Origin of the sequence: Shewanella sp. Choline-02u-19 (assembly GCF_002836205.1) — a bacterium.
Lineage (GTDB): Bacteria > Pseudomonadota > Gammaproteobacteria > Enterobacterales > Shewanellaceae > Shewanella.
Map to the genome: position 1 here is coordinate 2,634,271 of NZ_PJBE01000013.1, position 12,969 is coordinate 2,647,239.

General features: G+C 45.4%; 9 protein-coding genes. 7 read left to right on the top strand and 2 right to left on the bottom strand.

Translation table 11 applies throughout. The features are described from left to right. The first annotated feature begins 50 nt into the window (after nucleotides 1-50). The gene (locus CXF83_RS18140; protein WP_101090521.1) at nucleotides 51-440 is read left to right on the top strand and encodes a hypothetical protein; all 390 of its coding nucleotides are present in this window, start codon (nucleotides 51-53) and stop codon (nucleotides 438-440) included. A 104-nt stretch (nucleotides 441-544) separates the two neighbouring features. Here CXF83_RS18140 and tyrS read toward each other — a convergent pair whose 3' ends face one another. Continuing rightward, entirely contained in the window at nucleotides 545-1,741 is a 1,197-nt protein-coding gene (gene tyrS, locus CXF83_RS18145) for a tyrosine--tRNA ligase (protein WP_101090522.1), read from the bottom strand. Between the two features lie 126 nt (nucleotides 1,742-1,867). Here tyrS and CXF83_RS18150 point away from each other — a divergent pair, with 126 nt between their 5' ends. Next, complete coding sequence (locus CXF83_RS18150; RefSeq protein ID WP_101090523.1) at nucleotides 1,868-3,289, top strand: peptidoglycan DD-metalloendopeptidase family protein; 1,422 nt, start codon at nucleotides 1,868-1,870, stop codon at nucleotides 3,287-3,289. 43 nt (nucleotides 3,290-3,332) lie between these two features. Continuing rightward, nucleotides 3,333-4,442, top strand: a complete 1,110-nt coding sequence (locus CXF83_RS18155; protein ID WP_101090524.1) for an anhydro-N-acetylmuramic acid kinase — start codon at nucleotides 3,333-3,335, stop codon at nucleotides 4,440-4,442. A 22-nt stretch (nucleotides 4,443-4,464) separates the two neighbouring features. On the opposite strand, the gene CXF83_RS18160 is transcribed toward CXF83_RS18155, so the two are convergent. After that, the gene (locus tag CXF83_RS18160) at nucleotides 4,465-6,603 is read right to left on the bottom strand and encodes a winged helix-turn-helix domain-containing protein (protein WP_198553554.1); all 2,139 of its coding nucleotides are present in this window, start codon (nucleotides 6,601-6,603) and stop codon (nucleotides 4,465-4,467) included. A gap of 360 nt (nucleotides 6,604-6,963) precedes the next feature. On the opposite strand from CXF83_RS18160, the gene CXF83_RS18165 reads away from it, so the two are divergent. The 4 genes from CXF83_RS18165 to CXF83_RS18180 all read left to right on the top strand — a co-directional run bounded on the left by CXF83_RS18165 (nucleotide 6,964) and on the right by CXF83_RS18180 (nucleotide 12,663). Beyond that, nucleotides 6,964-9,723, top strand: coding sequence for a TonB-dependent receptor plug domain-containing protein (locus CXF83_RS18165; protein WP_101090526.1), 2,760 nt, complete (start codon nucleotides 6,964-6,966; stop codon nucleotides 9,721-9,723). A 162-nt stretch (nucleotides 9,724-9,885) separates the two neighbouring features. Beyond that, nucleotides 9,886-11,265 (top strand): alkaline phosphatase, encoded by a 1,380-nt coding sequence (locus tag CXF83_RS18170; RefSeq protein ID WP_101090549.1) that lies wholly within the window; start codon nucleotides 9,886-9,888, stop codon nucleotides 11,263-11,265. Between the two features lie 187 nt (nucleotides 11,266-11,452). Continuing rightward, the gene (gene aqpZ / locus CXF83_RS18175) at nucleotides 11,453-12,148 is read left to right on the top strand and encodes an aquaporin Z (protein ID WP_101090527.1); all 696 of its coding nucleotides are present in this window, start codon (nucleotides 11,453-11,455) and stop codon (nucleotides 12,146-12,148) included. 134 nt (nucleotides 12,149-12,282) lie between these two features. Then, nucleotides 12,283-12,663, top strand: coding sequence for a DUF2750 domain-containing protein (locus tag CXF83_RS18180; protein WP_101090528.1), 381 nt, complete (start codon nucleotides 12,283-12,285; stop codon nucleotides 12,661-12,663). The last annotated feature ends 306 nt before the right edge of the window (nucleotides 12,664-12,969 follow it).

A 12,969-nucleotide genomic window follows, 5' to 3' on the forward strand; every position in this document is an offset into this window, starting at 1 on the left:
TTCGATTTAGCCTGTCAAAACAATAGAGACATTTTTGCTGTTAGGTCGTTATGAATATCCGTCGTACTATTTTTGCTTTATCAGTCCTCTTTTGTGGCGCAGCTTCTGCCTATGAGCAACCCATCGTCGTATCTTATGCTGTGCAGCCTGTTAAGCACTTTAACCAACAGCTTAACCAAGCCCAAATAGATTCTGAGCATTGGGCTCAGGCGCCTGAGTCTATTTCAGCACAATACTCCGGAGATAACTTTTCGTTAGCCAGAGTTAAGAATTTTCAGGGAAAGGTGGTCACCTATAACGTCAGTCAACAAAATGATAAGCATCCAAAAATGCTGTTGATTTTGTCAATGGAAAAACAGAAAGGCTTGTGGGTATTAGATGATGCCAAGCTCACTTGGCAGTGTAAAAACGGCCTGCACTTTGGCACAGACCGTTGTTAAAATACTAAGCTGTTAGTTTAGTATCGGTATAGCAACAGGTATAACGCGCTCAGCAAATGAATTCGCCAAGCACAATAAAGCTCCGCTTTTTAAAACAAAGTGCTTTATACCAAGGTGATTTTAGCGAACTTACGCTTACCCACTTGGAATACCCCTGTCGTGCCAGCCGTTAGCTGCATACGGGTATCTTCAATCTTGTCGCCATCTATTTTTGCTGCGCCTTGCTTTATCATGCGCATCGCATCAGACGTTGAATTAACAAGACCCGCTTCTTTGAGTAAGTTAGCAATCGCTATCCCTTCACCAGCAGCAATCTCTAACTCTTCAATATCTTCAGGAATCGCGCCTTTTTGGAAGCGATTGATAAACTCTTGGTGCGCAGCATCAGCAGCGGCTTCGTCATGGAAGCGGGCAATGATCTCTTTCGCCAAAGCAATCTTAATATCACGCGGGTTAGCGCCGGCTTCAACGTCAGTCTTAAACTGCTCAACTTCTGTTAACGGACGGAACGACAGCAGTTCAAAATAACGCCACATCAACTCATCAGAGATAGACATGATTTTACCGAACATCTCTCCAGCAGGCTCACTAACACCAATGTAGTTATGCGCCGACTTAGACATTTTCTTAACGCCATCTAGCCCTTCAAGCAGTGGCATCATGATAACGGTCTGTGGTTTTTGTCCCGCTGACTTTTGCAGCTCACGTCCCATCAATAAGTTGAACTTTTGATCTGTTCCGCCCAATTCAACATCAGCCTCAAGTGCAACTGAATCGTAACCCTGCAGTAGTGGGTACATGAACTCATGGATAGCGATTGACTGACCAGAACCGTAACGCTTTTTAAAGTCATCACGTTCCATCATACGGGCAACAGTTTGTTGCGACGCTAAACGGATCATACCTGCAGCGCCTAATGGCTCTAACCAGCTAGAGTTAAACTCAATACGGGTTTTGGCTGGGTCTAAAATCTTATAAACCTGTTGCTTATAAGTTTCCGCATTAGCCATTACTTGCTCACGTGTTAACGGAGGGCGAGTACTGTTTTTGCCACTGGGGTCGCCAACCATACCGGTGAAGTCACCAATCAAGAAAATCACTTCATGACCGAGTTCTTGGAAGGTACGCATTTTGTTCAAAATCACCGTATGACCTAGGTGAATATCGGGTGCGGTTGGATCGGCGCCTAATTTGATTCTCAGCGGACGACCTTCCTTTAACTTCTCCAGCAGATCCGCTTCAAGTAAAATTTCGTCGGTACCACGTTTAATTTCTGCTAATGCTTGCTCTAAATCAGCCATGTCGGCGGTTACTCCTGGGAGCCTAATCATAAAATCTGGGGACTAATGTTACTTGTTAGCCAGCACAAATGAAAGTGTGTACACTAAGGGGATCACTAAGAAAGCGCGAATTTGGTACCAGGGTCAATGGGAAAGGTCATAACTTTATTTAAATTACTGCCAAAATTACATCAAGTACTCTTATGTATCTTAGTTTTTGTCACAGTAATTATTGTCTTAATGCCATCTGAAGATGTTCAAGCATCTAAGCAAACAGTCTCATCAAACGGTGAATACGGCGTAAATACTCGCTATGAAGTGCCGCTGGCTTTTCGTGCCCCCACGCCGCCTGCTGGATCTGAAGCACATAACTTAGAAAATAGTTTAAAACATGCCGAGACTCGAAAACAGCCATTAGTGCAGCCATCGATACACAGACAAGCTGAAACCGCCAAATCCATCGCAGAGCAGGTCGACGTTGCGCCATTACTCAACGAGAAATACTTCCAAGTTAAAAGTGGTGACACACTAGCAGCGCTATTTAGCCGCGCTGGCCTGACGGCAAAAGATGTTTATGATGTCACCCAACTGCCAAAAGCAAAGAAGAACCTGCTTAAGATCATGCCAGGCGACGAGCTAGTCATCGCCAAGAATGATGACGGCAAACTGGTACAACTTCGCTATCATATCGATAAAATATCAACGTTAGTCGTTAACCGTGTCGGTAACGATTATAAAGAAAGCATCACCACAAAGACGGTTGAAACCCGCAATAAATTTGCCAACGCCACTATCGAGAGTAATTTCTGGAATGCGGGTGTTGTGGCAGGCTTAACCCCCAACCAAATCATGCAGCTGGCAACCATCTTTGGTTGGGATATCGATTTTGCATTAGATCTAAGAAAAAATGATCACTTCGCGATTCTTTTTGAAGAGGAGTACGCCGATGGGGAGTTCTTACGCAACGGCAATATTCTCGCCGCTGAATTTACCAATCAAGGTGACCGCTATACCGCAGTTAGGTATAAAGACGGTAGCTACTATTCTGCAGAAGGCCGCAGTATGCGTAAAGCGTTCTTGCGCTCCCCTGTTGACTTTAAATATGTCAGTTCAAGCTTTAATCCGCGTCGTTTACACCCCGTCACCGGTCGAGTGAAAGCGCACCGAGGTGTCGATTATGTTGCTGCGGTGGGAACACCGATTAAGGCCGCAGGTAAAGGCCGAGTGATAAAGTCGAGCTATAATCAATATAATGGTAATTACGTTTTTATTAAGCACAACGATACGTACACCACTAAGTACTTGCACCTTAAGAAGCGTAAAGTAAAAACTGGCGCTTCGGTTAAGCAAGGGCAAATTATCGGTACACTGGGCTCAACAGGCCGTGTCACTGGCGCCCATTTACATTATGAATTTATTGTAAATGGGGTACATCGCAACCCGCGCACGGTGAAGCTACCTAAGTCAGAAGCTATCGCCAAGAAAGAAAGAAATCAATTTGCCATCGTCAGTAAAACGTTGATGACCGAGCTTGAACATAATAAGCAGGTACAGATAGCATCGCATTAGTGTTTCTTATGCTTAATCAACGCCAACAGAAGAGTTCAATACTATGAACAAAAGCTATTACATTGGCCTCATGTCAGGCACCAGTATGGATGGTGTCGATGCCGTGCTGGTTAAATTTACCGCTGACACACCTACTTTGGTTGAATATCATTCTGAAGCTATTCCTGCGCCGCTGTTAAACAACTTACAGAAGTTATGTTTGCCTGGAAATGACGAGATAAACCGTTTAGGTCACCTAGACCGCGCAGTGGGTAAGCTATTTGCTAAAGCCGTCAATAACCTACTTGAGAAAGCAGGGGTTGATAAGCTTGCCGTTATTGCCATAGGCAGCCATGGTCAAACCGTCCGCCATATGCCGAATTTGGAGATGGGCTTCACCTTACAAATTGGCGATCCAAATACCATTGCCGCCGAAACGGACATTGATGTTATCGCCGACTTTAGGCGTAAAGATATTGCGCTCGGTGGCCAAGGCGCTCCATTGGTACCCGCCTTTCATCAGCATGTATTCGCAATGCCAAACCACAAGCGCATCATTCTCAATATTGGTGGCATCGCCAACATTACTTACCTGCCGGGTAACACCGACGCGGTGACGGGTTTTGATACGGGTCCAGGCAATACATTAATAGATGCATGGATCCAACATCAGCAAGATCTACCCTATGACAAAGAGGGAGCATGGGCTAAAGCAGGAACGACCGATGAGAAAATGCTTCAGCATTTGCTATCGCACCCTTATTTTTCTTTAGCGGCACCTAAAAGCACCGGCCGAGAACTGTTTAACCAAGCGTGGCTAGAGCAACAACTGGCCGAGTTTAATTATTTATCCGCAGCGGATATTCAGTCAACCCTACTGGACTTAACCTGTTACAGCATTGCCAATGACGCATTAGCATTGGCAACTGAAGCTGAGATGTACGTTTGTGGCGGCGGAGCTTACAACACAGAACTGATGTGTCGTCTGCAAAAGTTACTGCCTAATTACAAAATAGTCACCACCGCAGAGCTTGGTATTAACCCCCAATGGGTTGAAGGTATTGCCTTTGCGTGGCTCGCTATGCGCTTTCATTTGGGGCTACCCGGCAATTTACCCGCGGTCACAGGAGCCAGTCGAGCAGCAATACTGGGCGGCAAGTTTTACGCCCTTTAGTTCTCTAAATATAAATGTTCTATTAGTTGAGTAGCTTGTGCTTCAGCATCATGACATCGCGATCAGAATATTTGAGCGTCATCAACAATTGTTGCTGATGCTCATTAAAGCTCATTGAGCCAAATGAGCTTAAACTTGATGAGGGCAGGCGCAGTATTGGCTCAATCACCTTTAGGGTAAAGTCCCAGTAATTTATCTGTTGATAACCCACGCTATTCGCTTTAAAAAAGATGCCGTTATCAGTCACGGTCCAATTATGATTTTCTTTAAATACCTGTGACGGTACCAGCATAGTAAGCTTATCAGGGGCGGCTAATGATAGCGCCCACAAACCATTACTGTCCTCTCTGGTAAACAACAATCGATTATCACTGGTTGCGTGAGCCAAACGTACTGCAACGCTAGAGATAAGTCTCACTTGGGGCTTACCGAGATAAAACTGGCTTAAACCATCTTTGGTCGAAGTGAAAATTGAGGCGTCATCATAGCTCCAGTTTAAGCGGCCATGATCGATATAGGGCGAGGCTAGAATACTTAAGCTTTGGCTCGCCAAATTGAGCACATGGATCACATTGCCCTCGCCTTTAGCATCTGGCGCTAAAAAAGCAATATCCTTACCATCGTGAGACCAACGAGGATAAGCCACTCGCTGATTGAGCGTTGTTAACTGGCGGCGGTTATCGCCATTATGGTCTGCGGTCCAAAGCTCATTTGCGCCAGTAATATTCGATACATAAACAATGCGTTTAGTTTGGGCTGAATAATCAGGATTACGAAAGCTAAAGCCGGACTGCAACAAAGGAAATGGCGCACTTGGCACGGTTGAATGAGTGGGTAAATAAACAATTTTATATTCTTTGTTATGACGTTCAAAGACTAACGCATCGCTGTCGTCTAAAAACTTAGGATAACTTAAGCCTTTGATATCTAATGCGTGTGTCTGTTTACTATTAATATCAATAATAAAACCATTGCGTACACCGGATGTCTCAGTACTAAACACCACACGCTGGTTATCATGATGCCAAGTAATTCCTCGAATATCTTCCAAGCCTTCCGTTAACCGCATCTCTTCACCGGTATGACGGTTGCGAATAAAGATATCTTCTGAAATATTGCCAAAACGCCGTGCAATGGCTAACCATTTTCCATCATGGCTATAAGCCAGATCACGGTCTCTGTAGTTACAATCCACTAAGCAAGAAAGCCTGACCGGCTTTGCTCCCGCTTCAACTAGCTTAAATATATACAGCCCGCCAATGTCATACTCAGAGTCGAAGCCGATATAAGCAAGTTCGCCTCCGTTAGGTGATATATCAAGTGCTGACATATAGCTATTGCAGCGGGCCAATGGAACCGTCTTTGCCGTCGCGACAGTAAAGTGATTAATAATACATTGGCCACTTTGTTTGTCTTCACTTGGAAAATACAGCACGGTGCCATCTTGACTCCAAACTGCACGCGCTTCTCGGCTGGCATTGGAAGTGAGTCGTTTCGGGCTACTGTTAAAATCGCTGAGGTCTTTCAGGTATAAGCTATAGCTCTGACCATGACTACGACTGCCAAACACTAACCATTTACCGTCTGGCGATACCGCCGGAAATCGTTCAGCTTCTCCGCCCCAAGATAAGCGGGTTATCTGCGTCTGCATCATTTCAATACGATCACGATAAAGGTGATAGGCGAGCGTCATCAGGCTAATTGCACAGAGAACAAAAATACTTATCCAACTGCGTTTAAGAGCAATAGTTAGCTTATCGACTTGCCTTTGCACTTGCTGCAATACATTGACATCATCAACCAAATCCGCTGGATTATATTTGGGTTCAACCAATAAACGATAACCACTTTTACGCACCGTCTCGATAACAGGCTCGTCAGAGATCGGGTTGAGTTGCTGGCGTAAATGCCATATCGCATTGGTTAGTGCTTTACTGCCGACATACGCATTGCCGTCCCAAACGTGTTCAATAATCTCTTCACGAGATACCACTTCAGGGTAACGGCTAGCAAGGTACGCGAGCACTTCAATAAATTTGGGTTGCAGTGTAACGCTGTTATCAGGCGAAGCATGCTCGTCAGCTGCCGTAAAACGTAAGCTATGATCGCTTGGATCAATAATGCAGCTTGCAAGCTCAAACCTAATCACTAATTTCTTCATTGCCACTACACCTCTGTGCATATTTAGCCAAACATGAACTGACTCTGTACGTTATCCATTATTTCTGCCGTGGCAATCATAGTGATTACGATCATTTACTCCACACTTTTAACATTGCAAACCATGCGTTAAAAGTCATACTAACTTATTAATTAAAAACAGAATAGACATTAAATAGATATATAAACAACGAATAAACGACACACAAGCCATTGCTAGAGGTTAACAAAGTATTTACAAGTTAAGTCCGGGCAAACTGAAGGGACCGCACCACACCTAAAGAAATAGCTCCTATAAAAAAATAGCCAGAGGGTCTCCCCACTGTTATTGGCTAAATAAAACAAAAAAGGACGACAACTGATGAAACGAACAATACTAAGTATGGCGATTGCGCTCGCCACAGTAGCACCGACTACCGCACTTGCTGCAGACATCACTCCAGAGCAAAATGCAAAGCAGCCAATAGAGAAAATTCAGGTAACAGGTTCGCGGATCAAACGTACCGACTTTGAAGGTGTCGCCCCGGTAACCGTCATTACTGCCGAAGAGATAGCCAATAGCGGACTCAGCTCTATCGCTGAAGTACTGCAATCATCAATAGCCAGCAGTGGTGGTTCTTTAAATGGTGAAAGCGATGGCTTCACCGACAGCGCTAGCTCAGTCAACTTACGCGGTATGGGTGCCAACAGAACCTTAGTTCTCATCAATGGCCGTCGTCAGGCATCTTTTCCAAGTGCAGCAGGTGGAACATCAAACTTTGTTGACGTTTCAGACATCCCTACCGCAGCCGTTGAACGTATAGAAATACTAACGGGTGGCGCCTCGGCCATTTATGGTTCTGATGCCGTGGGTGGTGTGGTGAACATCATATTAAAAACCGAATATGAAGGCAGTAAAATCGCGGTTAAATATAACGACCCTACACAGGGGGGTGGCGAACAGCTCGACCTATCTTACCTGCAGGGCTTTAATACCGAAAAAAGCCAAACACTGCTGATGATCGAATATAAAAATGTACAGCAGATCCAAACGGACCAGAGAGATCTATTCTACAGTCCTGCTTATTACGAAGATGAAGACGGCGATAAACGCTGGGGAGCAGGCCCATACGGCGATGCATCAGCCTCTAGCTGGGCATCATGGGTTCGCGATTACGATAGCGTCTACACTGATGATAAATACAGCCCAGTCGATGAAGCGCAATGTGAAAACCTATTTGGTGATAAAGGTGTTTATACGCCAGTAGGTAAATATGACTGTTACTATGACAAATATGCAGACCGTGGTTTGCAATCAGCATATGACCGCATCAACTTAGTCCTCAGCAGCACCTATGATCTCAATGATGACTGGCAGATCTACGGCATGGTCAACGCCTCTTACAAAGAATCGACTAAGTACAAAGACGAGAAAGGCTTTGGCGCTTATATCTACGAAGATGATGCTACCGGCGCACTCAGTTACGAAAAAACTGACTTTGACGACTACAATAAATTCCAAATGCGTCGCCGTATGGAAGAGTTCTCAGGACCGCGTACTTACGATACTCAAAACACTAAAGCAGCGCTCTCGTTTGGCGTCGACGGTAATATCGGTGAGTACGAGCTAGATGTCTCTTGGTCAAGCAGTTACAACAAGTACGAGAAGCAAAATCATCACATGGTGAAAGCGGATGCACTTTTGGACATGCTGACATTCGACCCTAACGATACCGATGCCGCTAAGTGGTATCCAAATAACAAGCTCAGTACGGAACAAGTGAATGCATTGATTGGTGATTCAACCAAAGAATCAGACTCAAGCATGCATCAATTTCAAGCGGTATTCACTGGCGACTTGATGGAGCTATCAGCGGGTACTGTTGGCTTTGCAACAACCGCTGAGTGGGCACGAGAAAGTTACGAAGATACGCTAGATGCCGTCACTACAAGCGGCGGTTATATCGGTATGGGTGGCACGGGCGGTAAAGGCGACCGCGATCGTGTTGCCGTTGCTGGTGAATTACAGATCCCACTGATCTCCAATATCACTGCGGTTAAATCACTCGAGCTTTCAGCTGCACTGCGTTATGACCAATATTTAGATGATTCCGACGTTGGCGGCGCCACCACACCACAGATAGGTCTGATGTATCGCCCAATTGATGAAGTGCTTGTTCGTGCCAACTGGGGCAAAAGTTTTAGAGCACCAGATATGCATCGTCTATACGCCGGGATCACACGTAGCTTTGGCAGCACCGAGTACCCTCACCCAACCATACCTGATGAAGTTTACGACGATCAATACAATAGCATTAGCTCGGGCAATATAAACCTGACCGAAGAAAAAGGTGATTTCTGGAACCTAGGTTTGGTCGCCAATATCACCGACAACGCTGACTTAACCTTAGACTGGTGGAACATAAAACTAGAAGGTGCTGTAAAAACCATCTCAACCGATGAAATGTTAGATGATGCCGCTCAGTATGATCAAACAGGCAATTACACCAGCTGCGATCAAATGAATGTTGTTGGCTACTTAAATGAGCTTGATGACGACGGTATTGAAAACCTAGACTGTATGCGTAAAGGCCCAATTAATAGCGCTTATGAAGCCTCTGAAGGTATTGATGCAAGTTTTAATTATCAATTCCCAGAAACTGCAGCAGGTGAGTTTAAATTGAAACTGGCTGCCTCTTACTTAATCAAAAAAGAGTATCAGGAAACCGTTGAAAGCGAGATTGAGGAACAGACTGAAACCGATTATTTTCCTAAATGGAAAGGTCAGGCAAGCGTAAATTGGAAGATGGAAGATTTCTCAGCGACCTTAGCCTATTACTACACAGGTGAAGCCAAAGGCCAAGATACCTTTACCTTAATCGATGCCGATGGTGACGAGTATGAAGAAGAAGACTACACCGATGTGCTTGGTGCCTATCAAACCCTTAACCTGACGCTAAGTTACAGTGCGCCTTGGGACGGAAAGTTCACCGCCGGAGTTAAAAACCTGACTGACGAAATGCCGCCTCTATATGATGAGCGTAACGACGAGCACGACAGCTGGCCTTTCTATGAAGAGGATAACAGCAGCTACTCCGCTGTAGGCCGTAGCGTATTCTTCGGTTACTCACAAAAGTTCTAACATCGCCCTTTTTGGCGCCTAACTCTCTTTCTAGGCGCCCTTTTTAAATGCACACAAAGACACTCGGATTAGCCTCCCTTTTTTAGGGGGATGTTTACTATCGAAGCGACGCCGAGACTGCTCTTTACTGCCATTATTGTGTTTCAATTTAGGGATATTCCTATGCAGTACTTATTGAAATCCTGCGGGTTGCTGTTTCCACTGTTGACCGTTTTTACAGCTCAATCGGTAACAGAGTCAGTACCAATTTCCGCTCAAAGCACAGCCCAAAAGAGTGTTGAACAATCAAGCACTCAAACACCTAAAAACATCATCTACGTCATTGGCGACGGCATGGGTCCAGCCTACACCAGTGCTTATCGCTATTTTAATGACGACCCAGCAACTCAAGCTGTCGAGCAAACCATATTTGATCAGCTCTTGGTTGGCATGTCGAGTACCTATCCCGACGATGACACCTATGTCACCGATTCAGCAGCCGCTGCCACGGCACTGGCCACCAGCCATAAAACCTATAACGGGGCAATCTCTGTTACCAAAGATCAGCAACCTTTAACCACCCTGCTTGAGCAAGCGAAAGCGGCAAACAAAACCACCGCTGTAGTGGTAACCTCTCAAATTAATCACGCGACCCCAGCAAGCTTTTTGGCGCATAACGAATATCGTCGCAACTATGACGCCATCGCCGACAGCTATCTGACCAACCTTATTAATGGTCAGCCAGTTGCAGACCTTATGCTCGGCGGCGGGAAAAAGTACTTTGTCCGGAATGATAAAGACCTCACTAAAAGCTTTATCGACCGCGGCTACCACTACATAGATAACATGGACAACCTCAATCAGCTTACAAGGCTGCCCGCTCTCGGCCTGTTTGCGAACAAAGGATTAGCGCCAGCATTGGGCAGTAAATATCCAGCGCGTCTAATGCAGATGACGGAGAAAGCGTTGCAACTTGTTAGCGCACGTGAGCAACCTTTCGTCATGATGGTAGAAGCGAGTCAAATCGACTGGTGTGGACATAGTAATGATATTAGCTGCGCGATGGCTGAAATGGAGGATTTAGCCAAAACGGTGATCTTAATTAAAGCCTATATTGATCACCATCCAGATACCTTGCTGGTGATGACCGCTGACCATTCAACCGGGGGGTTAAGCTTAGGCCGCGCGGGCACTTATCAATGGAAAGGCCAAGCATTGAAACATGTCACTATGATGCCCAATGCAATTGCAGCCAAGATGCTTGAATCTACGCAGCCGCTAAAACTGTGGCAGCAAGCGACTAAACTCCCCTTAACTGAAGTGCAACAAGTATTGTTAACCGCCAATATTGCAACGGCAAAGACAGCAAATAAACCGCTTAAAAAACTCACCCATTCAGTAAAGCAATTAATTGATGAAGTGACCTATACCGGATGGACCACCAGCGGCCACGATGGCGTAGATGTCCCCGTTTTTGCCTATGGCATGGGTTATCAAGCCTTTATCGGTCATCAGGACAATACTGATATTGCCAAGACCTTAATGCAGATGATCGCCCTTTAGCCCCCCTTCGTCGCGCTTGTGCGTCTACTCAAAACAAGCGTGATGAATGTCATCAAAATAACATTTCTTAGAATTATGCTTTATATTCAATAGCGAGTGCGCAAGTTTTATACATAAACCACATAATGAATGGTGAGTGCAGTCTGTTCATTGAGGTATGTCGGTCAAATCAAAAGGATCAGGATTTATGAATATATCTCAAAAAATGATGGCTGAATTTATTGGCACATTGTGGTTAGTGTTAGGCGGCTGTGGTAGCGCAGTAATGGCAGCCGCTTTCCCCGAGGTTGGTATTGGTTTACTGGGGGTTGCATTTGCCTTTGGTCTTACCGTTCTCACCATGGCATTTGCGATTGGTCACATATCGGGCTGCCATTTAAACCCAGCAGTCTCTTTCGGTCTATGGGCAGGTGGCCGTTTCCCTGCATCGGATCTGGCACCTTACATTATTGCTCAAGTTGCTGGCGGCATTGCAGGCGCAGGCATTTTGTACCTGATTGCGTCAGGCCAAGATGGCTTTAGCTTATCAGCAGGCTTTGCCTCAAATGGATATGGTGAGCACTCTCCAGGAGGTTATAGCTTAACGGCCGCGTTGATTTGCGAAATCGTGATGACCCTTTTCTTCCTCATTATTATTCTCGGTGCCACTGATGAGCGCGCACCAAAAGGCTTTGCGCCTATTGCTATTGGCTTAGGCCTAACGCTTATCCATCTGATCAGTATTCCAGTAACCAACACCTCGGTAAACCCAGCCCGTAGCACAGGTCCGGCACTCTTTGTCGGTGATTGGGCATTGTCACAGCTTTGGCTATTTTGGGTCGCACCGATTTTTGGCGCTATATTAGCGGGGACTATTTACAAGTTCTTTAATGCAAAAACATAGCAATAACTAAAAGCAGAGCCTATTCGGCTCTGTTTTCTTTTTCATTCTCCTGCTAAATGTTACTATCCGTTCCAATTCGGCGCATTGCGTGCATAGCTTACGCCCGCCCCATTTAAAATTAAGAGATGTAGACCATGAGCAACAAAAGCAAAAGCATGAAGCAGATTACTGAAATGACGCCAGAATCTCGTTACGACTACCTTGTAGAGCAAGTAACAGAGCACAAGACATTGTGGTCTCTACAGGATGCAGATGGTTGCGTAATGCTAACCACCGATGATGAAGACTGTATCCCAATGTGGCCAACTGAAGAAGCTGCAGCGCTTTGGGCTGTTGATGACTGGCAAGATTGCCAAACATTGGCTATCCCACTTGATGAATGGTTAGAGCGCTGGGTTCCAGGCATGCAAGATGACGACCTTTTCGTTGCTGTATTCCCTGTACAAGAAGATCTCGGTGTAGTGATTCAACCGTTTGAGTTAGAAGAGCGCCTTGCACCAAAAAAGAGCCACTAATTTAGTAAAGCTTCACGGCTAGCAACTTCGTGCTAGCCGCAGCCGCACTAGGGGCTGTTGATCTTTCGAGCTTAGTTTTTGTTCGAATTCAATGATTTTAGTACAAGGCTTGAGCGATGATGCTTAGCTGGCTAAGCGAAAAGCTCGTAACGCATTCTAGTCAAGACTAAAAGCATTGAAACAAACCCTAAGGGCCGCGCTTCTTGGCTATTTTTACGGTGTTGTAGGCTATTTGTGGAGAATGACTAAACGACATAGCCTCCGCCTTGTCAAAATAGCCAATAAACGGCGGCAAAAATAACCGTG

What these genes read in the sequence shown, in the direction of transcription:
- aqpZ (WP_101090527.1), top strand. Translation starts at nt 11,453, where the DNA reads ATGAATATATCTCAAAAAATGATGGCTGAATTTATTGGCACATTGTGG.
- CXF83_RS18170 (WP_101090549.1), top strand. Translation starts at nt 9,886, where the DNA reads ATGCAGTACTTATTGAAATCCTGCGGGTTGCTGTTTCCACTGTTGACC.
- CXF83_RS18165 (WP_101090526.1), top strand. Translation starts at nt 6,964, where the DNA reads ATGAAACGAACAATACTAAGTATGGCGATTGCGCTCGCCACAGTAGCA.
- CXF83_RS18160 (WP_198553554.1), bottom strand. Translation starts at nt 6,603, where the DNA reads ATGAAGAAATTAGTGATTAGGTTTGAGCTTGCAAGCTGCATTATTGAT.
- tyrS (WP_101090522.1), bottom strand. Translation starts at nt 1,741, where the DNA reads ATGGCTGATTTAGAGCAAGCATTAGCAGAAATTAAACGTGGTACCGAC.
- CXF83_RS18155 (WP_101090524.1), top strand. Translation starts at nt 3,333, where the DNA reads ATGAACAAAAGCTATTACATTGGCCTCATGTCAGGCACCAGTATGGAT.
- CXF83_RS18140 (WP_101090521.1), top strand. Translation starts at nt 51, where the DNA reads ATGAATATCCGTCGTACTATTTTTGCTTTATCAGTCCTCTTTTGTGGC.
- CXF83_RS18180 (WP_101090528.1), top strand. Translation starts at nt 12,283, where the DNA reads ATGAGCAACAAAAGCAAAAGCATGAAGCAGATTACTGAAATGACGCCA.
- CXF83_RS18150 (WP_101090523.1), top strand. Translation starts at nt 1,868, where the DNA reads ATGGGAAAGGTCATAACTTTATTTAAATTACTGCCAAAATTACATCAA.